The organism is Pseudomonas sp. D8002, from assembly GCF_013385695.1.
GTDB lineage: Bacteria > Pseudomonadota > Gammaproteobacteria > Pseudomonadales > Pseudomonadaceae > Aquipseudomonas.
The window spans coordinates 1-23,131 of sequence record NZ_JACAPM010000044.1; the positions used below are offsets into that span (position 1 = coordinate 1).

At 62.4% G+C, this 23,131-nt stretch carries 19 protein-coding genes and 1 pseudogene; 13 read left to right on the top strand and 7 right to left on the bottom strand.

The window, feature by feature from the left end; all coding sequences use genetic code 11:
- Window positions 1-1,151, bottom strand: a pseudogene (locus tag HX807_RS25230) (type IV secretion protein Rhs); the annotation flags it as partial.
- A gap of 365 nt (window positions 1,152-1,516) precedes the next feature.
- Here HX807_RS25230 and HX807_RS25235 point away from each other — a divergent pair.
- From HX807_RS25235 to HX807_RS25265, 7 genes are all read left to right on the top strand, one after another.
- Window positions 1,517-2,920: an amidase gene (locus tag HX807_RS25235; protein ID WP_043224881.1), complete on the top strand. Its 1,404-nt coding sequence runs from the start codon at window positions 1,517-1,519 to the stop codon at window positions 2,918-2,920.
- A 212-nt stretch (window positions 2,921-3,132) separates the two neighbouring features.
- Window positions 3,133-3,891, top strand: a complete 759-nt coding sequence (locus HX807_RS25240; RefSeq protein ID WP_177051426.1) for a DeoR/GlpR family DNA-binding transcription regulator — start codon at window positions 3,133-3,135, stop codon at window positions 3,889-3,891.
- Window positions 3,869-5,149, top strand: coding sequence for a Zn-dependent hydrolase (locus HX807_RS25245; protein ID WP_177051428.1), 1,281 nt, complete (start codon window positions 3,869-3,871; stop codon window positions 5,147-5,149). Before HX807_RS25240 ends, HX807_RS25245 begins: the two co-directional genes overlap by 23 nt.
- A gap of 8 nt (window positions 5,150-5,157) precedes the next feature.
- Entirely contained in the window at window positions 5,158-6,114 is a 957-nt protein-coding gene (locus tag HX807_RS25250; protein WP_177051430.1) for an aminoglycoside phosphotransferase family protein, read from the top strand.
- Window positions 6,111-7,046, top strand: coding sequence for a choline kinase family protein (locus HX807_RS25255; RefSeq protein ID WP_003218516.1), 936 nt, complete (start codon window positions 6,111-6,113; stop codon window positions 7,044-7,046). Before HX807_RS25250 ends, HX807_RS25255 begins: the two co-directional genes overlap by 4 nt.
- 130 nt (window positions 7,047-7,176) lie before the next feature.
- A complete protein-coding gene (locus HX807_RS25260; protein ID WP_003218518.1) occupies window positions 7,177-7,431 on the top strand; it encodes a hypothetical protein in 255 nt (84 codons plus the stop codon).
- Entirely contained in the window at window positions 7,428-8,960 is a 1,533-nt protein-coding gene (locus tag HX807_RS25265) for a sodium:solute symporter (RefSeq protein ID WP_177051432.1), read from the top strand. The genes HX807_RS25260 and HX807_RS25265 overlap by 4 nt, the downstream gene beginning before the upstream one ends.
- A gap of 134 nt (window positions 8,961-9,094) precedes the next feature.
- Here the strand turns inward: HX807_RS25265 and HX807_RS25270 are convergent, their stop codons facing one another.
- A complete protein-coding gene (locus HX807_RS25270) occupies window positions 9,095-10,921 on the bottom strand; it encodes a sigma-54-dependent Fis family transcriptional regulator (protein ID WP_008433053.1) in 1,827 nt (608 codons plus the stop codon).
- Window positions 10,922-11,180: 259 nt separating this feature from the next.
- Between HX807_RS25270 and HX807_RS25275 the strand changes: the two genes are divergently transcribed.
- From HX807_RS25275 to HX807_RS25300, 6 genes are read left to right on the top strand one after another with little or no spacing between them, the layout of a single operon-like run.
- The gene (locus HX807_RS25275) at window positions 11,181-12,275 is read left to right on the top strand and encodes an ABC transporter ATP-binding protein (protein WP_003218524.1); all 1,095 of its coding nucleotides are present in this window, start codon (window positions 11,181-11,183) and stop codon (window positions 12,273-12,275) included.
- Window positions 12,275-13,372, top strand: coding sequence for an ABC transporter ATP-binding protein (locus HX807_RS25280; RefSeq protein ID WP_102369282.1), 1,098 nt, complete (start codon window positions 12,275-12,277; stop codon window positions 13,370-13,372). Before HX807_RS25275 ends, HX807_RS25280 begins: the two co-directional genes overlap by 1 nt.
- Window positions 13,369-14,235 (top strand): carbohydrate ABC transporter permease, encoded by an 867-nt coding sequence (locus HX807_RS25285; RefSeq protein ID WP_003218527.1) that lies wholly within the window; start codon window positions 13,369-13,371, stop codon window positions 14,233-14,235. The genes HX807_RS25280 and HX807_RS25285 overlap by 4 nt, the downstream gene beginning before the upstream one ends.
- Before the next feature lie 10 nt (window positions 14,236-14,245).
- A complete protein-coding gene (locus HX807_RS25290; protein ID WP_008433050.1) occupies window positions 14,246-15,046 on the top strand; it encodes a carbohydrate ABC transporter permease in 801 nt (266 codons plus the stop codon).
- A 10-nt stretch (window positions 15,047-15,056) separates the two neighbouring features.
- Window positions 15,057-15,329: a DUF2160 domain-containing protein gene (locus HX807_RS25295; protein ID WP_003218532.1), complete on the top strand. Its 273-nt coding sequence runs from the start codon at window positions 15,057-15,059 to the stop codon at window positions 15,327-15,329.
- Window positions 15,330-15,364: 35 nt separating this feature from the next.
- Window positions 15,365-17,107: an ABC transporter substrate-binding protein gene (locus HX807_RS25300; protein WP_003218534.1), complete on the top strand. Its 1,743-nt coding sequence runs from the start codon at window positions 15,365-15,367 to the stop codon at window positions 17,105-17,107.
- A gap of 139 nt (window positions 17,108-17,246) precedes the next feature.
- On the opposite strand, the gene HX807_RS25305 is transcribed toward HX807_RS25300, so the two are convergent.
- From HX807_RS25305 to HX807_RS25325, 5 genes are read right to left on the bottom strand one after another with little or no spacing between them, the layout of a single operon-like run.
- Complete coding sequence (locus HX807_RS25305; protein ID WP_177051435.1) at window positions 17,247-18,887, bottom strand: BatD family protein; 1,641 nt, start codon at window positions 18,885-18,887, stop codon at window positions 17,247-17,249.
- Window positions 18,884-20,626: a tetratricopeptide repeat protein gene (locus HX807_RS25310; RefSeq protein ID WP_177008209.1), complete on the bottom strand. Its 1,743-nt coding sequence runs from the start codon at window positions 20,624-20,626 to the stop codon at window positions 18,884-18,886. Before HX807_RS25310 ends, HX807_RS25305 begins: the two co-directional genes overlap by 4 nt.
- Window positions 20,623-21,711, bottom strand: a complete 1,089-nt coding sequence (locus tag HX807_RS25315) for a VWA domain-containing protein (protein WP_008433043.1) — start codon at window positions 21,709-21,711, stop codon at window positions 20,623-20,625. Before HX807_RS25315 ends, HX807_RS25310 begins: the two co-directional genes overlap by 4 nt.
- Entirely contained in the window at window positions 21,704-22,198 is a 495-nt protein-coding gene (locus HX807_RS25320) for a DUF4381 domain-containing protein (RefSeq protein ID WP_003218539.1), read from the bottom strand. The genes HX807_RS25315 and HX807_RS25320 overlap by 8 nt, the downstream gene beginning before the upstream one ends.
- Window positions 22,195-23,127, bottom strand: a complete 933-nt coding sequence (locus HX807_RS25325) for a DUF58 domain-containing protein (RefSeq protein ID WP_003218540.1) — start codon at window positions 23,125-23,127, stop codon at window positions 22,195-22,197. Before HX807_RS25325 ends, HX807_RS25320 begins: the two co-directional genes overlap by 4 nt.
- Window positions 23,128-23,131: the final 4 nt, after the last annotated feature.

Consider the following 23,131-nt stretch of genomic DNA (forward strand, 5'->3'; position numbering starts at 1 on the left):
TTCACCAGCGCCGTGCGCGCCGCTTTAGGCTTTCGGACCAGCGCTGCCGGATTCGAAACCTCGTTTACACCGGCCTTCAACGGCACGGCCGCTGCCTTGATCGACACTGGATCATTTTTAAGCGACACCGGCTTAAGCACACTGGGGTGCCAGTCCAGCCGTGGTGCCTCGCCCAACTTGGCCATCTGCTCGAGTAACACCCGTGCCCGGCCGGACCTGACCTTGCCCAGCACCTGCGGGCCCAAACGCACCGCCACACCCATGCCGCCGGTGGCCAACAGCAACAGCAGGTTGAGCAGTACCTCGGAAGTCATTTCCCCCAGCAGCTCGTTCATGTCCGGCGGCGGAAGCAATTGCGCCCAACTGAACATCGCCGACAGATAGATGAACAGCAGCGGTTCATCGCTCAGCACCAGAAGACCGTTGGCAATGGCCTCATTGCTGAGCTTCAACAGCTCTTCAAGCTCGCCTTGGGAGAGGTACTGCAGCAACTTTTCGCTATTGGGTTTGATGTCCGCCAGCCAGTCGTACAGGTTTGGAATACCGTCCCAAAGGCTGTACAGCGTGTTCGTAATCCCTCGCACAAACGCGGCGTCCATCAACTTGCGACGGTCGAGGGCGCTGGCGTTTGAGTACTGTTTCCACTGCTCTTCGAAGGTGCTCGTCCATTCACTGCGCAAGCTGCTTTCCAGCGAGCTGATCACCGACTGATAGGAGGCGTAGAGCGCCTTGACGTGATCCTTGGAAACATCGGGGTAGAAGCTGACCCGATACTGCTGGTCGCGCGTGCAGTCGGTGATTTCGAGGATGCCGCTGGGGCCGATGGTTTTATGAATGGGGGGACCGATCAGGCTGCCGTCCTCGGCGATGGCCTGGAGCATGACCGGCGTGTTGCCGATCGGCACAAACCGCTTGCTCTCAAACATATGCACCAGGGTCAGCGCACCATTGGGTTTGCACATTGCAACGGTGGTACTGGGGGCTTTAGAGGAAACAGGCGCGACCAGCGCGACCTCATCCCCAACCTTGAACACCTGCTCGACTTCCAGCGACGAAAAGCTCCAGAAGCTCTCAGCCCAATCGTCAAACGAGTTAAGGCACTCCCTGAAATTACGAAAGACCGCTTCAACGTCCTTCGTCTCCACATCCATGGGAGCCAGGGCCAACCTGCCTAGGGCGGGATTCAAGAGGCAGCCCCATCGGGCAGAGCATTAATCAAAAAAAACATCGGCGTTCCCTCGCGCTGTGTGATCAGGCGAGGGACTTTGCAGAGGTTTGTAAGAGAAAGAAGTCAGAGCTATCCACTGCTACTGATAGGACGTTTCGCCAAATCCCCGGCTAAACCGACCCGTTTTCGTAAGCCAAATCTCCGACAAAAATAAATCCCACAAAACCCACATACGCAACAAATCCAACTTGACAGCTTCCATTCCCTTGGCGTCTATTGACGTACCCGCTGGATCATTTCGCAGATGTCCCAGGATGCTCAATGAAGACTGATACCTCACTGACCCACATGCCCAGCGTCCTGCACGCAGCCGAAAGCATCCGCCAAGGCACACTGACCCCTGTGCAACTGGTCGAGCAAAGCCTCGAAGCCATCAAAACCCACAATCCCACACTGAATGCCTTCGGCGACGTCTACACCGAATCCGCGCGGGAGCAGGCTGAAATCCTGACCGCAGAAGCGCAGGCCAACCAATTTCGTGGCCCGCTCCACGGCATCCCCTTCGGCATCAAAGACCTGTTCTCCACCGCCAATCTGCGCACCACCCGCGGTTCGCTGACCGGCCTGGACAACGTCCCCACCCAGGACGCCCCGATCATCCGCCGCCTCAAGGAGGCCGGCGCGATCATCCTCGGCAAGACCGCCACCACCGAATTCGGCTGGACCGGCGCCAGCACCTCCCGGGTTTTCGGCAATGGCCGCAACCCCTGGAACCCCCAGCTCACCAGCGGAGGATCCAGTTCCGGCTCGGCCATTGCGGTGGCAGCACGCATGGTCCCGGCCACGCTGGGTTCCGACGGCGGCGGTTCGGTGCGCATTCCCGGCGCCTTTTGCGGTGCATTCGCTCTTAAAGGCTCTCTGGGGCGCATCCCCACCTGGCCCTGGTCCGCCACTGAAATGCTCAGCCACGCCGGCCCGATCACCCGTACCGTGCGCGACAGCGCGTTGCTCTTCGATATCCTCTCCGGGCCCGATCCGCTGGATCACCAGGCCTTGCCCGCGCCCACCGAGTCCTACCTGGCGCGCTGCGACCAACCGCTGGGCCCTGTGCGTGTGGCGTATTGCCCGACCTTGTTCGATACGCCGGTGGACCCGGTCATCGCCGCCACCGTCGAAGCGGCGGTGCATTACCTTGCGGATGAGCTGCCGGTCACCGTCACCACCCTGGCCCTGGACTGGCAAGACCCGCTGGCCACCTTCGAAACCCTGTGGGTCGGCGGGCGCGGTATCGCCTATGGCAAATCCCTGGCCGATCGCCTCGACCAACTGGACCCGGGTTTCGCTGCGCTGATCAAGCGCTCCGCCGATTACGATCTGGCGGCCTACCTCAAGGCTGTGCAGCAACGTGCACTGTTCGCCAATCAGGTACACGCGCTGTTTAATGACTACGACGTACTGCTGATGCCGACGATGCCGATCCTGCCGTTCGCCGCCGACCGGGTTGCCCCCGAGGGCTGGCCGGGCGAGGAGGGCGCGGTGCCCTGGGCCCGCTGGACGCCGTTTACCTATCCGTTCAATATCACCGGCAACCCCGCTGCCAGCCTGCCCTGCGGCTTCAGCCCGAGCGGTTTGCCGATTGGCCTGCAGGTGATCGGCCCACGTTTTGCCGACGCCCAGGTGCTGCAATTCTGCGCGGCCGTCGAAGCCATCGCCCCCTGGGATCAGCACCTCCCCCCGATGCTGATGCCTTGATTGATTGCACCCGGAGTGGGCTCAAAAGAAGCCCGCCCGTGATAAACGCTTTGTGTTGTCCTGCCCTTTCACACCCTGATGAGTGAGAGGTACCCGTGACCCTGTCCATGGCTGTATTACGTTCTATGCTCCCCGCTGGACCGGCTCGCGCCGCGTTTCGCCGTGGGGCGCGCAATACCGGCCGCCTGAACCTGCCCTGGAATACCTCTTTTATGCTCAACCAGCCACGTCTCGACGAAATCATGCTCCTGCTCACTCAACACCAGCGCGTCAAGGCGTCGGACCTGGCGCAGGTACTGTTCGTCTCCGAAGAAACCATCCGTCGCGACTTCAAGTACCTGGAAGAAGCCGGCAAGCTGCGGCGCATCCACGGCGGCGCGATCCTGCCGCGACTCAACGAAGAACAGCCGCTGCAGGTGCGCAGCCGCATCAAGCCCCAGGCCAAGACGCGTATCGCGGTATGTGCAGCGAAGCTGGTGAGCGAAGGCATGGTGCTGTTCCTCGACACCGGCACCTCGACCCTGGCCCTGGCCCAGCAACTGACCGCGTTCAGCCAGTTGCGCATCATCACCAACTCCCTGGACATCGCCCGCCTGATCACCGAGCAAAGCGCCAACCAGGTGCTGGTGGTGCCCGGCGATGTGCGCCGCAACGACAACGCGCTGATTGGCGCCCACACCCTGGAATTCGTCCGACAGTTCCACTACGACATTGCCTTCATGGGCATCGGCGCTGTCGACCTTGAGCTGGGGTTCATGGACTACCAGGAGCCCGAGGCGCTGCTGCGCCGGGAACTGACCAAACACAGCCTGCGCAGCGTGATCCTGGCCGATGACGCCAAGTTCGGCCACCGCACCTTTATCAATACGCTGCCGTTCAGCGCCATCACGACCCTGGTCACCAATCGTGCGCCGTCCAACGACTTTGCGACCCGCCTGGAGCAAGCCCATGTCGATATCCTTTACCCCTGAGTTGCTGGTGCCCAGTGAACAGGACCTTGAAACCTTCGAGGCGCTGTTCCGCGACACCTCGGCCATCGGCGCGACCAAGGCCGGTGGGCTGCATCGCCTCGCCGCCTCGGCCGAAGACGGCGCCGTGCGCGACCTGTTCGCGGCCTGGCTGACTGAACGCGGTTTTGACGTGCGTGTGGATGCAGTGGGTAACATGTTCGGTTTGATCACCTTTAATCCAGAAGCGCCCTACGTGCTGTGTGGTTCGCATCTGGACAGCCAGCCGAGTGCCGGGCGTTTCGATGGGGTCTATGGCGTACTGGCCGGCGCAGTCGCGGTGGCCAGCCTGGCTCGCCAACTGCGCGAGCGCGGCGAAGTACCGGCGTGCAACCTGGCGGTGGTGAACTGGACCAACGAGGAGGGCGCGCGTTTCCAGCCCAGCCTGATCGGCAGCAGCGTGTTCACCGGTGACCTGCCACTGCAGGACGCCTGGGCCTGCCGCGATGGCGATGGCATCAGCCTCAAGCATGCGCTGCAGCAGATTGGTTATCTGGGGGAGGGCCGCGTCGAGCTGGACATCGCCGGTTATGTGGAAATCCACGTCGAACAAGGTGATGGCCTTGAGCGCGACGGGCTGGCCATCGGTGTGGTGCGCGACACCTGGGCCGCCCTCAAGCAACGGATTCGGTTCATCGGTGAACAGAACCACACCGGTCCTACACCCATGGCTGCACGCAAGGACGCCTTGCTGGCCGCCGCCCACGCGATCACTGCGGTGCGGGCCGAGGCCGACCTGCACGGCGTGCAACTGCACAGCTCGGTGGGGCGCCTGGAGATCTATCCCAATTCCCCCAACGTTGTGCCTTCCAGCGTGACGTTGCATGTCGAGTACCGCTCGCCCGACACCGAATTACTGGCCGCAGCCGGTGCGCGCCTGGACGCCAGCCTCAAGGCCACCGCCAGCGCCACGTCGACCGACTACAGCATCGAAAGCCGCGCCCTGCGTGAGCCGACCCACCTGCACCACGGTTTTGCCGAGTTGGCCTACGGCGTCGGCCAGCAACTGGGCTTGCCCATCGGCAACAGCGTCACCGTGTCAGGCCACGACGCCATCAGCCTGAGCCGGCATTACCCGGTGTGCCTGCTGTTTATCCCGAGCAGCAATGGCGTGTCCCACAACGAAGCGGAATTCACCAGCGAACAGGACATGCGCAACGGCCTGCACATGCTGACCGCGTTGCTGCACCGCGCCTGTTGCACCCCCAACGCCTACCGATGAGGTCTGCCATGTCGAGTCGTTTGCAAGCAAAGTCACGGCTGCTGGGCGCCCTGGAGGCCGCCGGCTTGTCCGCCCATGTGGTGGTCGAAGAGGGCACCGCCGGGATTGCCTCGCCGGTACGCCTGGCCACCGAGTGGGCCGGTTTTACCGTCAGCGCACCGTGGGGCCAGTGTTACGCCAAAGTCTTGCATGACGACATGCGCGCGTTGATCGACATTGAACGCACTGCCCGCGCCACCCAACTGGCAGCTGATTGCGACGTGACGCCGGGTGTGCGCCTGGTGGATGCCACGGCCGGCGTGTTGCTGCTGGATGCGTTGCCCACCAGCGAGTGGCGTTGGGCCCGCCTCGACGAATTGATGCAGCCCCAGCGCCTGCAAGCGCTCTGGGCCCTGAAGAAACAGTTGCACCAAGGCACCTCGCCGGGCTTCGCCCGCTCGCCGCTGCAAGACATCCAGCACCTGCGCGAATTATGCGTGCGCTACAGCGTGGCCTTGCCCATCGACCACGCCTGGATCAGCACCTGCATTGACCTGGCCTGGACCTCGCTGCAACTGAACGCCAGCGACTCGGTGCCACTGCACGGCGACGGCGTGGCGAGCAACGTGATGATCGGCCCGGACGGCGCCTTGCAACTGATCGACTTCGATTACGCCGGCAGTGGTGATCCCTGGTACGACGTGGCCATCAGCCTTAACGAGTTGTACGTCTTCGAAAACGACTGGCGCGAAGGCATCCATGCCTGGGCCGGCGACTGCCGTGAAAGCGACTATGCGCGCTGCCGCTTGTACGCCTTGATCAACGATTGGTACTGGACGCTCTGGGGCCTGTGGGTCGGCGCTACCTCGGCGCGGCCGCTGGAGTTTTCCAAGGTCGGGCAGTGGACGCTGTTGCGCTGCCGCCAAAGTCTGCAAGACCCGCGGTTTGAAGGTTGGCTACGTCAGGTACAGGAGGGGCAGGCATGAAAGCGTTAGGTGAGGCGTGTACGCCACAAGAGTGTCAGCTGGAAGCGGCGGTGCGCGGGGTTGCCAGTTGGGGCGGCACCGGCATTCGTTATGAACCGGTCAGCGGCGGGATTTCCAACACCAACTGGCGGGTGGAAGTGGCCGGGATCGACACTGCGTATTTCTTCAAGGTGCCGGGCGTGGGCACCGAGATGTTCATCGACCGCCGCACGGCCCACGACGCCAGCCTCAAGGCGGCGCAAACCGGCTATGGCGCGCCGGTGTTCGCATTCCTTGAAGAGTTCGGCGTGGAAGTCTTCGAGTTCATGGAGGGCTGGCGCGCCTCCTCCAACCACGACTTCCTCGACCGCGACGTGCGCCACAACGCGCTGCACGCCCTCAAGGCGTTCAACGACCAGCCGCCACTGGTGCAGACCAAGACCGTGTTCGACATGATTGCCGAGCACCAGCGGCAGGTGGAGCAACTCAACGGCTGCAAGCCCGCCGACGACGCCTGGCTGCGCCGCCAATGCGACCGCGCCCGGGGCGTGCTGCAAGCTTCCGGCATCGACCTGGCTCCCTGCATGAATGACACCCTGGCGGGTAATTTCATGCTCAACGACCGTCGGCAAATTCGTCTGGTGGACTTCGAATACGCTTCCAACAACGACCGGCATTACGAACTGGCGCTGTGGTTCGGCGAGATGTTTTTCACTGATGAAATGGAACTGGCCCTGATCGAGGATTACTTCGGCCAGGTCACCCCGCAGAACCTCGCGCGCATCAAGTTGCACAAGGCCCTGGCGGACATCAAATGGTCGACCTGGGCGATGGTGCAGCACGCGGTGTCGCAGCTGGATTTCGACTTCTACAAATACGGCACCTGGAAGCACATGCGTGCCCGCAGCATCATCAACGATTCGCAATGGGAAACCTGGCTAAGACAGGCTTGAGCCTGCGCCAGACAACAATAATGCATTGAATGAAGTCACTTGGGCGCTGATTGGTGCCTGCGTTTTCACTGCTTGATTTTTGTTTGATCACACAAAAAAACGATCCACAAATTCAAGGAGCACCCGACTCATGAAATCTGATAGTGCACCACCCGGACGCCTGAAAAGCCAACTCTTTGGCGTGTACTTTTTCCTGTTGCTGATGCTCGCCTTATTCCCGCCGTTCTATTTGAGCGTGAGCGGCAGTACCGCGTTGGTACTGGGCATACCGTTGCCGATCTTCTACTGGATCGCCATTGCCGTCCTCGCAGGCCTGGGCCTGTGGGCGTTGTACGTCGCCGAATTGAAGGCCGGCGAAATACCCGAAGAGGGGGATGCGCAATGATCAGCACCGCCAGCGATGCCAACCTCTTTATCACCTTCGGCATCATCGGCCTGTTCCTGGCCGGGATGATCGCCGTGCTGTACGCCACCAACCGCGAGAGCACGAGTTTTTCCGATTACGCCGTAGGCGGGCGCTCCTATGGGCCGTGGTACATCGCCATGTGTTACACCAACTCGTGGTGGCCGGGCTCGACCTTTACCGCGTTTTTCGCCCTGACCATCGGCGGCGCCCTGGGCTTCTACGGCATGGTCTACGCCACCCTTGGCGTGACGGCAATGTACCTGATGGCCCGCCGCGCGTGGACCTGGGGCCAGCGTTTCAACCTGCGCACCCAGCCGGACTTGCTCGGCATGCGCTTCAACAGCCCGGTGGTCAAGCGCGTGGCCTCGATCATCGGCATCATCTCGGTATTCCCGTGGGTGGTGATGGGCATCCAGGCGTTGGCGATGTTGTTCCAGTTCGCCAGCTTCGGCCGCTGGGGCGTCACCACCTGCCTGGTCGCCGGCGTGGTGGTGGTTCTGGTGCGCCAGTACTGGACCGTGAGCATGGGCATGCGCGGGCTGATCATGACCGACATGTTCCAGGGCCTGATCGCCTATGTCGTGTGTGCGGCGCTGTGTGTGTTCCTGCTGTTCGGTGACCAGGCGTCGTTCTCCAACCTGGCGCACCTGCCGGCGAAAATGTTGCTGATTCCCGGCGCCAGCGGCACCGGTTACGGCCCGCTGTACATGTTCAGCCTGATCTTCACCGGCGTGATCGGCTCGATGTGCTGGCCCATGAGCTTCCAGCGCATCTACACCGCCAGCGGCGTCAAGGCGGTGAAGAAAGGCACGCTGTACACGATCCTGTTGGTGGGTGGTTTCTACGGGATTCTGATGCTGTTTGCCGCGGCCATCAGCCAGGACCCGAACGTCATCGCGCACCCGCAACAAGGCTGGTTCCTCTCGCTGTTCGACATCGGCGGGCCGTGGATGCTGGCGCTGGCTATCGTCATCGTACTGGCGGCGAGCATCGGCCACGTCGACGGCTGCGTGCAGGTCTGCGGCACCCAGTTCGCCAACGACCTGGCTACCTGGAACACCCCGCGTACCGATCGGCAACTGACGCTGTTGGCCAAGTCCGGGATGGTGGTGTTTATCGTTGCCGCCTCGGTGCTGGCGTACCTGACCTTTGATTACGCGCGACTGCAATTGCTGGCGCAGATTTCCTACCAGGGGATTATCCAGTTGGCGGTGCCGCTGTTCTTCGGGATCTTCAGCCGCCGCGGCAACAAGGAAGGCGCGATTGCCGGGATGCTGGCGGGGATTGTGGTGGCGATTGTGCTGACGACGATGTATCCGGACGACATTCCCGGGCTGGGGTCGTTGACCAGCGGGATTGTGGGGCTGGTGGTCAATGCGGGGATTTTTGTGGCGTGTGCATTGGTGATCAAGCCGAGTGCGCAGGAGAGTGCTCGGGTGGAGCAGTTGTTTGAGATGGCGGCGCCGGGGCGCAAAGTGCCAATGGGGGCGACGCCGGTCCTGAACTGAGCCCACCTCTCAAACCCAATGTAGTTCCAATGTGGGAGCGGGCTTGCTCGCGAATGCAGGCTGTCAGTTAAAGCATCAGCGACTGATACAGCGCATTCGCGAGCAAGCCCGCTCCCACATTTTTGATTGTGTTTCTACACAGAATTCCCGTTTTGTCGCAGGCGTTTGTAGAGGGTATTGCGGCTGACGCCAAGTTCTCTGGCCAGGTGAGAGATATTCCCGCCCACCGCCTTCAGTCGCTCATTCAGGTCCAGACTGTCATCCACTGCATCACACACCGGCACCACCCCATTCAAATCCACAAAAAAATCATCCGGCAAATGTTCCGCCCGAATCGGCTGCTCTTCCGCCATGGCCAGTGCCACCTGCAACACGCTGCTCACCTGGCGTAGATTGCCCGGCCACGGATGCTGTTCAAACAAGGCCAGCACCTCGTTACTCAACCCGGCCCACTGCGTCGGCTCGCGATGCTGTTGCCACAGCTGCTTGAACAGCGCCTGTTTATCCGTGCGCTCCCGTAGCGGGGGGAGCTCCAGGGTCAGGCCGCCGATGCGGTAATACAGGTCTTCGCGAAAACGCCCGAGCTGTACCTGTTCGCGCAGCGAGCGGTTGGTGGCGGAGATGATCCGCAAATCCACCGGGTACAACTCGCTGCTGCCTACAGGCTGCACACAGCGTTCCTGCAATACCCGCAACAGCCGGGCCTGGGTCGGCAGGGGCATGTCGCCGATCTCGTCGAGGAACAGCGTGCCTTTGTCTGCCTTGCGGATCAGCCCGATGCTGCCTTTCTGGTTGGCGCCGGTGAACGCGCCTTTTTCATAGCCGAACAGTTCCGACTCCACCAGTTCGGCGGGGATCGCTGCGCAGTTGACCGCGATAAACGCTTGTTGGCTGCGGGAACTGGCCTGGTGCAGGGCTTTGACGAACACTTCCTTGCCGACACCGGTTTCACCGTGGATCAGCAACGGAATATCCTTTTCCAGCAGGCGCTCGGCCTGACGCACGGCCTTTTCCACGCGGGCATCGCCGAAGTGCAGGGTCTTGAGACTGATGGCCGTGGGGCCAGGTTCGCGGGGCTTTTTCGTTTCCACAAACACGCGAGCCTGCACTGGCGCCTGTTTCGGCCGTTTCAGCAGGCACTGGAAACGGTTGCGTCCGGCGGCTTGCAGCGAGAAGGGCAGGCCTTCGGGCTGGTTGAGCAGTTCCAGCAACGAGACCTTGAACAGGCTGTCGATCAATACCCGCGACAGGCTGATGCCCAGCAGGTTGTCCGCCCGGCGATTGGCTGACAGTACCTGGCCGCTTTCATCAAAAATCAGCAGCCCGGCCCACTGGCTGTCGAGGTTGTTCAGCCCGGTGTTGAACGTCAGCTGGAAATGCTCACCGCGAAACAGGTTGAGGATCAGCCGGTTCTCGACGGTCTGGCTCATCATCTTGACCATGCCGAGGGTGTGGGAGGGCGGCAGGTAGCTGTCGCTGGACACATCCAGCACCGCGATGATTTCCCGCTGCGCATCGAAGATCGGCGCTGCCGAGCCGGTCATGAAACGGTTGGCCTTGAGGAAGTGTTCGTCATGTTCGATATGCACTGCCTGGGCACAGGCCAGGGCGGTGCCGATGGCGTTGGTGCCGCTGGAGCGCTCCATCCAGCTGGCGCCGGCGCTGAAACCACGGGCCAGCTTGGGGTCGATAAAGCGTTGGGTGCCCCACGAAGTCAGCACCTGGCCCTGGTTGTCGGCAAGCATGATCAGGCAGTTGGAATTGCTGAGGATGTTTTCGTAGTAGGGCAGCACTTCCTGGTGGGTGGTCTGCACAAGGGAATGCTGGCTTTCCAGCAACTGGCTGACGCCGTCTGCGGGCAGTTGGTCGAAGCTCGGTGTGCTCTGGTGATCCAGGCCATAGGCCCGGCAGCGGCGCCAGGAGTCCTGGATGATGGCATCGTGCGCCAGCGGTGTGCTCATGGCGGTGACCCTGTCTTATTGTTGTTCTGGGCTCTATCTCTATGCAGGAGCGAGCTTGCTCGCTCCTGCAAAGTGTTGTTCAGAACTGTTCATTGTCAACCCGCCGATTGTTCAGTTGTTCAGCCTGACCTGTTCATTTCTGTTCAGAGGCGAATCGCTGTTTTGCCTAACTCGTTGACCGGCCTGAGGTTTGGGTTGTTGGCACGGAACTCGCTCTGTGCTCCTGCCAGAACCATTCCAATAATAAAAAGGTCGTGTCATGTCATTGACCCTGGAGCACGTCACTCGCGTTGTCGAAGGCCAAACCTGGATCGACGACGCCAACCTGCGTTTCGAAGCCGGTTCCTTCAATGTATTGCTGGGCCGCACGCTCTCCGGCAAGACCAGCCTGATGCGCCTGATGGCCGGCCTGGACAAGCCTGACAGCGGGCGCATCCTGATGAATGGCGTGGACGTCACCCAGAAGCCGGTGCGCCTGCGCAATGTGTCGATGGTCTATCAGCAGTTCATCAACTACCCGACCATGACCGTGTTCGAGAACATCGCCTCGCCGCTGCGCCAGGCCGGAGTCTCTGCCGAGCAGATCCAGAGCAAAGTCCTCGAAACCGCGAAAATGCTGCGTATCGAGAAATTCCTCCAGCGTCACCCCCTGGAACTCTCCGGCGGCCAGCAGCAACGCACCGCCATGGCCCGGGCGCTGGTCAAGGATGCCGAGCTGATTCTGTTCGATGAGCCCCTGGTGAACCTGGACTACAAACTGCGCGAAGAACTGCGCCAGGAAATGCGCGAGCTGTTCAAGGCACGCCATACCATCGCGATCTACGCCACCACCGAACCCAACGAAGCCCTGGCCCTGGGCGGCACCACCACGATTCTCCACGAGGGCCGGGTGATCCAGAGCGGCAAGGCCGCCGAGGTCTATCACCAGCCACAGACCGTGCTGGCGGCCGAGCTGTTTTCCGAGCCGCCGATCAACCTGATGCCCGGGCGCATCAGTGGCAATGAAGTGAGCTTCGCCAACTTCGTGCACTTCCCGCTGAACGTCGACCTGCGGCCCATCGGTGAGGGCGAGTTTCGCTTTGGCGTGCGTCCCAGCCATATCAGCCTGGTGCCGAGCAACGACGATGACCTGGAATTGGCCGTGACCGTGGAGGTCGCCGAGATCAGTGGCTCGGAAACCTTCCTGCATGTGCGCAGCGAACACTTCCTGCTGGTGCTGCATTTGCCCGGCGTGCATGAGTACGACGTCGACGCGCCGATCCGCATCTATATCCCCACCCACAAACTGTTTGTGTTCGATGGCCAGGGACGGCTGGTCCAGGCCCCCGGCCGACGTGTCGCGAGGGTTGCCTGATGGCCGAGATCCATTTGCAGAACCTGGCCCACAGCTACAGCTCAAAGCCAAACGGCCCCGAGGACTACGCGATTCGCGAGATGAACCACGTCTGGGAGCAGGGCGGCGCCTACGCGTTGCTGGGGCCGTCGGGCTGCGGCAAGTCGACCTTGCTCAACATCATCTCCGGCCTGCTCAGCCCATCCGAAGGCCAGGTGCTGTTCGACGCCAAGGTGGTCAACGAACTGACCCCGGAAAAACGCAACATCGCCCAGGTGTTCCAGTTTCCGGTGGTGTACGACACCATGACCGTGTTCGATAACCTGGCTTTTCCCCTGCGAAACCAGGGCATGGCCGAGGCGAAAATTCACAGCAAGGTGCAGGAAATTGCCGAGGTGCTCGACCTGCAAAACCTGCTGGACAAAAAGGCCCGCAACCTCACTGCCGATGAAAAGCAGAAAGTCTCCATGGGCCGCGGCCTGGTGCGGGATGACGTGTCGGCGATCCTGTTCGACGAACCGCTGACGGTGATCGACCCGCACCTGAAATGGAAGCTGCGGCGCAAGCTCAAGCAGATCCACGAGCAGTTCAACATCACCATGGTCTACGTGACCCACGACCAACTGGAAGCCTCGACCTTCGCCGACAAGATCGCGGTGATGTATGGCGGGCAGATCGTGCAGTTCGGCACGCCCCGGGAGTTGTTCGAGCGGCCCAGCCACACCTTTGTCGGCTATTTCATCGGCAGCCCTGGGATGAATCTGATTGAGGTGCAGGCAGAGGCGGGCGGTGTGCGCTTTGCCGGGACACATCTGGCGTTGCCCGAGGCGTTGCAGCAGCGCATTGGCGAAACGCCTTACAAAAGGCTGCAGGTCGGCATCCGCCCGGAATTTATCCATGTGTGGGATGAGCACAATCCCGACGCGCTACAGGCGCAAGTCACCCATGTGGAAGACCTCGGCACCTACAAGATCATGACCCTCAACCTCGATGGTGCACCGTTGAAAGTGCGCCTGGCCGAAGACAAACCGGTGCCCGAGGGCCAGGCGTCCATCAGCTTTCCGGGGCAGTGGCTGATGGTGTATGCCGATGACTACTTGCTGGAGGTGCAGCCATGAACAAGGTGCAGAACAACAAGGCCTGGTGGCTGGTATTGCCGGTGTTCCTGCTGGTGGCCTTCAGCGCGGTGATCCCGATGATGACCGTGGTCAACTACTCGGTGCAGGACATCTTCGACCAATCCAGCCGCTACTTCGTCGGCGCCGACTGGTACAAACAGGTGCTGCTGGACCCGCGCCTGCATGACTCGCTGCTGCGTCAGTTCATCTACTCGGCGTGTGTGCTGTTGATCGAGATTCCGCTGGGCATCGCGATTGCCCTGACGATGCCCACCAAGGGCCGCTGGTCGTCGCTGGTGTTGATCGTGATGGCGATTCCGCTGCTGATTCCGTGGAACGTGGTCGGCACCATCTGGCAGATCTTTGGCCGTGCCGACATTGGCCTGATGGGTTCCACGCTCAATGCGATGGGCATCAGCTACAACTACGCCGCCAACACCATGGACGCCTGGGTCACGGTGCTGGTGATGGACGTGTGGCACTGGACGTCCCTGGTGGCGCTGCTGTGTTTCTCGGGGCTGCGGGCGATCCCGGATGTGTACTACCAGGCGGCGCGGATTGATCGGGCGTCCAGCTGGGCGGTGTTCCGACATATCCAGCTGCCAAAACTGAAGAGCGTGCTGTTGATCGCGGTGATGCTGCGCTTCATGGACAGTTTCATGATCTACACCGAACCGTTTGTGCTGACGGGCGGCGGGCCAGGGAACGCCACCACCTTCCTCAGCCAGACGCTTACCCAGATGGCCGTAGGCCAATTCGACCTGGGCCCGGCGGCGGCGTTTTCGCTGGTGTACTTCCTGATCATCCTGTTGGTGTCCTGGCTGTTCTACACCGCCATGACCCACTCCGACGCCAACCGCTGAGGCCGCCAACATGAGCAAGCGCAAGGTAATCCCGCTGCTGGTCTACATCCTGTTCCTGCTGGTGCCGATCTACTGGCTGCTGAACATGTCCTTCAAGAGCAACACCGAAATCCTCGGCGGCCTGACCCTGTTTCCGCAGGACTTCACCTTCGCCAACTACAAGGTGATCTTCACCGACCCGAGCTGGTACACCGGCTACCTCAACTCGCTCTACTACGTCAGCCTCAACACCGTGATTTCCCTGAGCGTGGCGCTGCCGGCGGCCTACGCGTTCTCGCGCTACCGCTTCCTCGGCGACAAGCACTTGTTCTTCTGGTTGCTGACCAACCGCATGGCGCCGCCGGCGGTGTTTTTGCTGCCGTTCTTCCAGCTGTATTCGTCCATTGGCTTGTTCGATACGCATATCGCGGTGGCCTTGGCCCATTGCCTGTTCAACGTGCCGCTGGCGGTGTGGATTCTCGAAGGTTTCATGTCGGGCGTGCCCAAGGAAATCGACGAAACGGCCTACATCGACGGGTACAGCTTCCCCAAGTTTTTCGTGAAGATTTTCATCCCGCTGATTGGCTCGGGGATCGGCGTCACGGCGTTTTTCTGCTTCATGTTTTCCTGGGTCGAGCTCCTGCTGGCACGCACGCTGACGTCGGTGAACGCCAAACCCATCGCCGCAGTGATGACCCGTACGGTTTCGGCCTCCGGCATCGACTGGGGCGTGCTGGCGGCGGCGGGGGTGTTGACCATTTTGCCGGGCATGCTGGTGATCTGGTTCGTTCGCAACCATGTGGCCAAGGGCTTTGCCCTGGGCCGGGTCTGAGGAGTCGATGATGGAATGGATGGCCTGGACCACCCCGACTGCACTGTTCTTTGCCGCGATCGGCCTGCTGCTGGTGGGTATGACGACCTGGGAATTGCGCTCGCCGAGTATCCCCCGGCGCGGCTTTTTACCGATCAGCACCACCCGTGGTGATCGCTTGTTTATCGGTCTTCTCGGCAGCGCCTACCTGCATTTGTTGGTGATCGGCGTAACCGGCTGGAGCATCTGGGTGGCGTCCGCGCTGTCTCTGGTGTGGCTGTTGTCTGTGATGCGTTGGGGCTAGCTGCCCCTTTTGAACCCCAAAACCAGGAGGTCTCTATGTTCGATAAAAACAATAAGCTGCGACATAGCATTTCATTGGCGGCCGTGCTGGCGCTCAGCGGGCTCAGTGCTGCGGCCTGGGCGGATGCTTATGAAGACGCTGCAAAAAAATGGATCGGCAGTGAGTTCAAACCGTCGACCCTCACCGAAGCCCAGCAGCTTGAAGAGCTGAAGTGGTTTATCAAGGCCGCGGAGCCGTTTCGCGGGATGAAGATCAACGTGGTGTCGGAAACCCTCACCACCCACGAGTATGAATCCAAGGTGCTGGCCAAGGCCTTCAGCGAAATCACCGGGATCAAGCTGACCCACGACTTGCTGCAGGAAGGCGACGTGGTGGAAAAGCTGCAAACCCAGATGCAGTCCGACAAGAATATCTATGACGGCTGGGTCAACGATTCCGACTTGATCGGTACGCACTTTCGCTATGGCAAGACAGAATCCATCACCGACCTGATGGCCAACGAAGGCAAGAACTTCACTTCACCCACCCTGGACATCAAGGACTTCATCGGTATTTCGTTCACCACTGCGCCCGACGGCAAGATCTACCAATTGCCCGACCAGCAGTTCGCCAACCTGTACTGGTTCCGCGCCGACTGGTTCGAACGGGCAGACCTGAAAGCCAAGTTCAAGGAAAAGTACGGCTATGAACTCGGCGTGCCGGTGAACTGGTCGGCCTACGAAGACATCGCCAAATTCTTCAGCGAAGACGTCAAGGAAATCGACGGCAAGCGCGTCTACGGGCACATGGACTACGGCAAGAAAGACCCGTCCCTGGGCTGGCGCTTCACCGATGCCTGGTTCTCCATGGCCGGTGGCGGCGACAAGGGCCTGCCCAACGGTTTGCCGGTGGACGAGTGGGGCATTCGCGTGGAGGACTGCCACCCGGTGGGCTCCAGCGTCACCCGTGGTGGCGACACCAACGGCCCGGCGGCGGTGTATGCCACGCAGAAATACGTGGACTGGATGAAAGCCTATGCACCACCGGAAGCGGCGGGCATGACCTTCTCCGAATCCGGTCCGGTGCCGTCCCAGGGCAACATCGCCCAGCAGATCTTCTGGTACACCGCGTTTACCGCCGACATGACCAAGCCGGGCCTGCCGGTGGTCAACGCCGACGGCACGCCGAAATGGCGCATGGCGCCATCGCCCGTCGGGCCTTACTGGGAAAAGGGCATGAAGAAGGGCTATCAGGACGTAGGTTCCTGGACGTTCCTCAAGTCGACGCCCGAGAAGCAGAAACTGGCGGCCTGGCTGTACGCGCAGTTCGTGACCTCGAAAACCGTATCGCTGAAAAAGACCATCGTTGGCCTGACGCCGATTCGTGAGTCCGACATCAACTCCCAGGCCATGACCGACCTGGCGCCGAAACTCGGCGGGTTGGTGGAGTTCTACCGCAGCCCGGCCCGGGTGGAGTGGACCCCGACCGGCACCAACGTGCCGGACTATCCACGGTTGGCGCAATTGTGGTGGAGCCATATTTCGGAGGCGGCCAGCGGAGAGAAGACGCCGCAGCAGGCGCTGGATGGGTTGGCCAAGGATCAGGACGCGATCATGACGCGCCTGGAACGCTCCAAGGTGCAGCCGATTTGCGGGCCGAAAATGAACGAGGAACGGGACGCGCAATACTGGTTTGACCAGCCGGGTGCGCCGAAACCGAAGCTGGCAAATGAGAAGCCGCAGGGTGAGACGGTCAGTTATAACGAGTTGCTGAAGTCGTGGGAGGCGGCGCGCAAGTAACCCAGACGCCGCAGATCAAAATGTGGGAGCGGGCTTGCTCGCGAAGGCGGTAGATCAGTCAGCAGATATGTGACTGACAGACCGCTTTCGCGAGCAAGCCCGCTCCCACATTGGGTTTGCGGTGTTTCTGCAAGGGGGGCTATTTGGGATACAGCGGCGGCAAGCTGGTGCTGTCCCCCGCAGGGTCCTGCTCGCGCTCCGCCATCGGAATCGCCTTCACCGCCCGCCACAATTCCTCTCCCTGCCAATACTGCCCACTCTCGCTGTACAGCGCGCCGTTCAACCCATCCAGCGCATCCGACAACGGCACAAACCGCGCCGCCATATCCGCCAGGGTCTCCGGCTGCTGTCGCGCCCAGGCATCCAGCGCCTGACGCGTAGCCTGCGGGTCATTCGCCTGGCTCGCCCGCTTGAGGTCGTCCAGCAAGGTACGCGGGCTCGGGCCGGTTTGCGCGGCACGCAAAATCGCCGGCTGCCAGCGTGCACGCCACCACAAACCGAAGCCCAGCAGGGTGGTGCAGGCCAGGATCAGGCTGGTCAGTTGCCAGATCCACAGGCTGTCGTTGTCCGGCGCGGTGATCACGGTCGGGCTGGCCGGCGTGTCCACGATCAGGCTCGGGTTGGTCGCCACTTGCAGGGTGCGCGCCGGCAGGCTGGTGCGTTCCAGATGGTCTTCGTGGGTGTTCCACCACACCACTTCCACCGCCGGCAGTTCAAGCGCGCCAACGCGGTTGGGCACCAGCGCTTCGCGGTCTTCACGGCTGCCGATCAGGCCACGGTCGTTGTTCTGGTTGCTCAGCACCGGCTGGTCCGGGTAGCGGCGCAGGCCGGGGATGTCGCTCAGTGCCAGCGGTGGCAGTTGCGCGCCGGCCAGGCCTTCGGCTTTCAAGGTCAGGCTGCGGGTCAGGGAGTCGCCCACCTGTACATGATCGGGCTCGGGGTTCCAGCTTTCCGTGAGGGTCAGGCTGCGGGCCGGCAGCCAGGGAGCATCCGCCGGGTACAGCGCAGGCTTGGCCTTGACCGTCAACGACAGCTCCGGCGAACTGACGTGAATCAGCTTGCCGGGCTTGGAACCCTGGGGGTTGTTGTCCTGGGCGGGCCGTGGCTCTACCAGGGTGGCGCTGAACGTCTGCGTCGGAATGGTCAGTGTGCCGCTGTGCTGCGGGTAGATGGCATAGCGGGTTTCGATCACACCGTGGCGGATGCCGTTGATGACTTTCTCGTAGGTGCGCGACTCGCCCAACTGCTCGATGCGCGTATCGGCGACCTGCAACGGCGTGAGGCTGCTGTCGTCATACAGCGATACCGAGTGGTAGACGCGCACGGTCAGCAACGCCTGGGCCTGGACGTAGACGCTGTCCTGGTCGAGGTTGGTTTCGATGAACACAGGAGCCAGTTGGGCCTCGGTGTTCTGGCTGACGGTTTCCACCACTTGCAGGGTAATCGGCTGGGTCTTGAGTTCGCCGATCTGCAACGGTGGAATCACCACGGTGCCGTTCTCCTTGGGCAGCAGGGTGATGATCCAGCGGGTGGTGGCGTGGTTGTCGCCGCCCAGGGTGGTGAGCTGGTTGATCTGGCGTGTGCCGCTCACTTCAAACCGAGGGTCCAGCGGCGCCAGGTCCGGTTTGCCGAACAGCGTGACGTCGTTGGATTCCACCGTCAGTTCCACCGTCTCCCCGGAATTGATGCGGCTGCGGTCGACACTGGCCACCAGGCCGGCGGCCTGGGCCTGGCTGGCCCACAACGCGAGGGTGAGAAGAAGGGCGGTGCAGCGGTTCATCGAGTCTTGTCCTGATGTTGTTGCTGTTCGTACCAGAATTTGCGTCGCAGCAACTCGCCGGGGTTGTCCGGGATCTGCCGCAGCCATTGTTCCAGGGCCTGGCGCTGCTCGCCTTCAAGCGTGCCGTCGACCGGGCGCAGGGGCGGGGTGGTGGTTTGTTCATCACCCAACTCGCTGCCGGGTACCTCGTTGCTGCCGGCGTGGGGCGTGGCCCCGGTTTGTGTATCGGTAGCGCCGGGCTGGCCCTGGCCTTGGGACGTCTGCTCGCCACCGGTGGCGGTCTGGCTGCTGGCGCCCGGTTGCGCAGTCTGGCCGGGTTGGGTGGTTTCGTCATCCTCGTTTTTTGCAGGCTTGGCCGGCTCGGTTTTTTCCGGTTCCTGTTGCATCAGGCTTTCCACCAGCGCCTTGTTCTTCAGCGCCGGCTGCAAGTCTGGCTGGGCTTCGAGGGCTTGTTCGTAGGCATCGATCGCCGCTTCCAGCTCGCCGCTTTTGGCCAGGGCATTGCCTCGATTGTAGTGGGAGTAGGCGTCGCTGCCTTCGGCAAACCGCTTGGCGGCTTCGGCATAGTTGCCCGCTTCATACAGTGCGACGCCTTGCCATTGCGGGTCTTCGAAATGTTCGGCTGCTTCGGCCGGGCGTTTTTTCTTCAGCAGCAGTTGGCCCTGTTGGTCGGGGCGCAGCCACAGGTCCTGGAAGTCGAAGGCATAGCTGGGCTGCGGCGCGCCCAACAGCAGCAACGGCAGGAAGAACAGCCAGCCCCGGCGCCCGGCGCAGGCAGCGAGCAGCAGCAGTGGCAAGAGCAACCAATAACCCTGGTCGGCCCAGGTATCGAGGTGCAGCAGTTGGCCGTCATTGCGCAGGCTTTGCGGGCCGTCCAGCATCCCGAGGTGGCGCAGGTCCTTGTCGTCCAGGCGTGCCTGGCGGTAGAGGCCGCCCATTTCGCTGGCGAAGGCCTTGAGGGTCGGGCTGTCGAGACGCGGTACGAGGATTGCGCCTTGGGCGTCCTTGAGGAATTCGCCGCTTTCCTGGGTCACCGGCGTGCCTTCACGGCTGCCGATGCCAAGGATCGACAAGCTCGGCGCCTGGTTGCCTTGCAGCTGCAGGCGGATCCCCTGGCGTTCCTGCTTGGACAGCGACGAGCCGATCAGCAGCAGCCGGCCCTGGCCGAGGCCGCCATGCTTGAGCAGGCTCAGGGCTTTTTCCACCGCCAGGTCTGCGCGGTGGCCGGGCTCGGGCATGATCGAGGGGCGGAGGGCTTCCAGCAGGTTATGGCTGGTGGCCAGGTCGTCGGACAGCGGCACCAGCGTGTGCGCGCTGCCGGCGTAGACCACGATGGCGGTCTGCGCATCGCTGCGGGCCTGAAGCAGGTCGAACAGCTTGCGCCGTGCCTGTTCGAGGCGGCTGGGCGGGCTGTCGGTGGCGAGCATTTCCGGGGTCAGTTCCAGCAGCACCACCAGCGGGTCGGCGGGCTTCTGGCTGGACTGTTCGACGCGTTCCCAGCTCGGGCCCAGCAACGCCAGCACGGCCAGCAGCCAGGCGATGCCGAGCACCACCCATGGCGACTTGCTTTCGCGGCCACTGCCGCCACTGAGCAGCGCGGCATGGAACGCCGGCGGCAGAATCATCTGCCAGCGCCCGGCGCGTTTCTGGCGGTGCCACAACTGCCACAGCAACCAGCCGAGCAGCGGCAGCAGCAACAGCCACCAGGGACGGAACCAGTGCGGCCACAGGGCGATCATCGACGCCTCCGCAAACGCAAGCGTTTGAGGCGTTCACGCCATTCAGGATTGGGTTGCAGGAAACGGCCCTTGCTTGAGAGTTTGCTGAACAGGCGTTGCAGGGCGTTATCCGGCCAGCGTTCCTGGATCACCAGCAGCATGCTGAGGATCAGCGCCAACGCCAGCGGCGCGCTGTACAGCGCCTGGGCGGGGCGGGCCTGGGTGGGTTGCTGGGCCACGGGTTCGAGCTGGTCGAGGGTTTCCTTGATCTTCAGCAGTTCGTTGCCGTCGCGGGCGCGGAAGTAGCGGCCGCCGGTGGCCTCGGCGATGGCCTTGAGGGCCGGTTCGTCGAGGTCGAGGCTCGGGTTGACGCCGAGGATGCCCAGGGAGCCGGTTTGCTCGGGGTCTGCGCCGATGCCGATCGGGTAGATTTTCACGCCTTCTTCGGCGGCCAGGCGGGCGGCGGTCAGCGGGTCGATTTCGCCGGCATTGTTGGCGCCGTCGGTGACCAGGATCAGCACCCGGCTTTGCGCCGGACGCTGGCGCAGGCGCTTGAGGGCCAGGCCGATGGCGTCGCCAATCGCGGTGTTTTTACCGGCGATGCCAATCCGTGCCTCATCCAGCCAGGTGCGCACGGTGCGCCGGTCAAAGGTCAGCGGCGCTTGCAGATAGGCCTGGCTGCCGAACAGGATTAATCCCACGCGATCACCTTCGCGGCCCTCCAGGAAATCTCCCAGCAGGTGCTTGACCAGGCTCAGGCGGCTGACGTCTTCGTCTTGCCATTGCATGTCGGGGAAGTCCATCGAGCCGGAAACGTCCACCGCCACCAGCAAGTCGCGGCCGCTGGCTGCAATCGGCAAGGGTTCGCCGAGCCATTCCGGGCGGGCGGCGGCGGTCAACAGCAGCAGCCACAGGAACACAAACGGTGCTTGCTGGCGCCATCCCGGCAGGTTGACCCGCGCGCGGCGGCGGGCCAGGCCTTCGAGGTCGCTGAGGAAGCTGACTTTCAGCGCCGGTTCGCCGCTGTCGGCCACCGGCAGGATGAGGCGCAGCAACCAGGGCAATGGCAACAGGGCAAAGATCCACGGCCAGGCGAACTCAAACATGTTTGCGAATCCAGGTGTCGACGGCCTGGGTCAGCCCGGCGATGGCCTTGTCGTCGAGTTTGCATTCGGGCTTGTAGGCGCCTTCCACCAGCACCATCCAGCGGGTCAGGCCGGCGGCGGGGCAGCGGTTGTCGAGGAACGCCAGCCACTTGCGGCCATTGAGGGTGTGGCTCTGGCTGTAGGGGTAGTCGTTGCGGCACAGGCGCTTGAGCAGGCCGTTGAGCTGTTGCAGCCAGGCACCGGCCGGTGCGCCGTCGTAGGGTTTGGGCATCAGCGCCAGTTCGGCGAGGGCGGCGATGCGCAGCGGATCCAGGGGTTGTTCGGCACGGGCCAATGGGCGCTTGGCTGGCAGGAAACGGCGCAGCCACCACAGGCCCCAGCCCGCCAACGGGATGATCAGAAGCAACAGCCACCAACCCGGCGCCGGCGGCCAGAAGCCGATCACCGGCGGGGCGATCAGGGGTTGCAGTTGGTCGAGGCTGCTCATTGCTTTTTAACCGGGCGTTGCGGGTTCAGGTATTCGCGCAGTTGCTCGACCATTTCACCCTGGGTACTCAAGGGCATCAACAGCACCCGCAGCTTTTGCGCGAGCAGTTCCCAGCGTGCGCTGCGGGCTTCGGCCTGGGCCTTGTAGGCCTGGCGCAGATCAAAATTCAGAGTGTCCAGTTCCAGCTGTGCGCCGCGCTCGGCGAAGCGCAGCAGGCCGGCGGCGGGCAGGGCGTGGTCCAGCGGGTCGGAAACCGGCAACAGCAGCAGGTCGCAATGCCGTGACAGCAGGCTCAGCTGTTGCTCGGCGCCTTCGGTCAGGGCGCGCTCGTCACAGATCACAATCACCAGGCTGCCCGGGCGCAATACTTCCCGGGCTCGGCGCAAGGCCATGCCGAGGGCGTCGGCTTCGGGGCGGCGTTCGGTGTTGAGGCTCTGGTTGACCCGTACCAACCGGTTGAGCAATTGCAGCAGGCTTTGCTTGCTGCGCCGGGGTTTGATTTCGTAGTGCTCGCTGTCACCGAACACCAGCCCGCCGACCCGGTCGTTATGGCCCAGCGCCGCCCAGCCGATCAGGCTCGCCGCCTGAGCCGCCAGCACCGATTTGAACATCTGCCCCGAGCCGAAAAACAAGCGGCAGCTTTGCTCCACCATGATGAAGATCGGCCGTTCGCGCTCTTCATGAAACAGCTTGGTGTGGGGCTCCTGGGTGCGTGCAGTGACGCGCCAGTCGATGGTGCGCACATCGTCGCCGGCCTGATACACCCGCACCTGGTCGAAGTCGACCCCGCGCCCGCGCAGTTTCGAGTGGTGCAGGCCGATCAGCGGGCTGCGCTGGCTCGGCGTGGAAAACAACTGCACTTCCCGCACGCGATGACGCATCTCGATCAATTCGCTCAGGGTGACACGGGTTCCATCGCCAGCGTTCATAGGC

Bases quoted from the DNA above. Each gene is read 5' to 3' on its own strand.
- HX807_RS25295 (WP_003218532.1), top strand. From the start codon at position 15,057: ATGGAATGGATGGCCTGGACCACCCCGACTGCACTGTTCTTTGCCGCG.
- HX807_RS25240 (WP_177051426.1), top strand. From the start codon at position 3,133: ATGCTCAACCAGCCACGTCTCGACGAAATCATGCTCCTGCTCACTCAA.
- HX807_RS25300 (WP_003218534.1), top strand. From the start codon at position 15,365: ATGTTCGATAAAAACAATAAGCTGCGACATAGCATTTCATTGGCGGCC.
- HX807_RS25235 (WP_043224881.1), top strand. From the start codon at position 1,517: ATGCCCAGCGTCCTGCACGCAGCCGAAAGCATCCGCCAAGGCACACTG.
- HX807_RS25260 (WP_003218518.1), top strand. From the start codon at position 7,177: ATGAAATCTGATAGTGCACCACCCGGACGCCTGAAAAGCCAACTCTTT.
- HX807_RS25245 (WP_177051428.1), top strand. From the start codon at position 3,869: ATGTCGATATCCTTTACCCCTGAGTTGCTGGTGCCCAGTGAACAGGAC.
- HX807_RS25290 (WP_008433050.1), top strand. From the start codon at position 14,246: ATGAGCAAGCGCAAGGTAATCCCGCTGCTGGTCTACATCCTGTTCCTG.
- HX807_RS25305 (WP_177051435.1), bottom strand. From the start codon at position 18,887: ATGAACCGCTGCACCGCCCTTCTTCTCACCCTCGCGTTGTGGGCCAGC.
- HX807_RS25315 (WP_008433043.1), bottom strand. From the start codon at position 21,711: ATGTTTGAGTTCGCCTGGCCGTGGATCTTTGCCCTGTTGCCATTGCCC.
- HX807_RS25265 (WP_177051432.1), top strand. From the start codon at position 7,428: ATGATCAGCACCGCCAGCGATGCCAACCTCTTTATCACCTTCGGCATC.
- HX807_RS25270 (WP_008433053.1), bottom strand. From the start codon at position 10,921: ATGAGCACACCGCTGGCGCACGATGCCATCATCCAGGACTCCTGGCGC.
- HX807_RS25310 (WP_177008209.1), bottom strand. From the start codon at position 20,626: ATGATCGCCCTGTGGCCGCACTGGTTCCGTCCCTGGTGGCTGTTGCTG.
- HX807_RS25275 (WP_003218524.1), top strand. From the start codon at position 11,181: ATGTCATTGACCCTGGAGCACGTCACTCGCGTTGTCGAAGGCCAAACC.
- HX807_RS25325 (WP_003218540.1), bottom strand. From the start codon at position 23,127: ATGAACGCTGGCGATGGAACCCGTGTCACCCTGAGCGAATTGATCGAG.
- HX807_RS25285 (WP_003218527.1), top strand. From the start codon at position 13,369: ATGAACAAGGTGCAGAACAACAAGGCCTGGTGGCTGGTATTGCCGGTG.
- HX807_RS25320 (WP_003218539.1), bottom strand. From the start codon at position 22,198: ATGAGCAGCCTCGACCAACTGCAACCCCTGATCGCCCCGCCGGTGATC.
- HX807_RS25255 (WP_003218516.1), top strand. From the start codon at position 6,111: ATGAAAGCGTTAGGTGAGGCGTGTACGCCACAAGAGTGTCAGCTGGAA.
- HX807_RS25280 (WP_102369282.1), top strand. From the start codon at position 12,275: ATGGCCGAGATCCATTTGCAGAACCTGGCCCACAGCTACAGCTCAAAG.
- HX807_RS25250 (WP_177051430.1), top strand. From the start codon at position 5,158: ATGTCGAGTCGTTTGCAAGCAAAGTCACGGCTGCTGGGCGCCCTGGAG.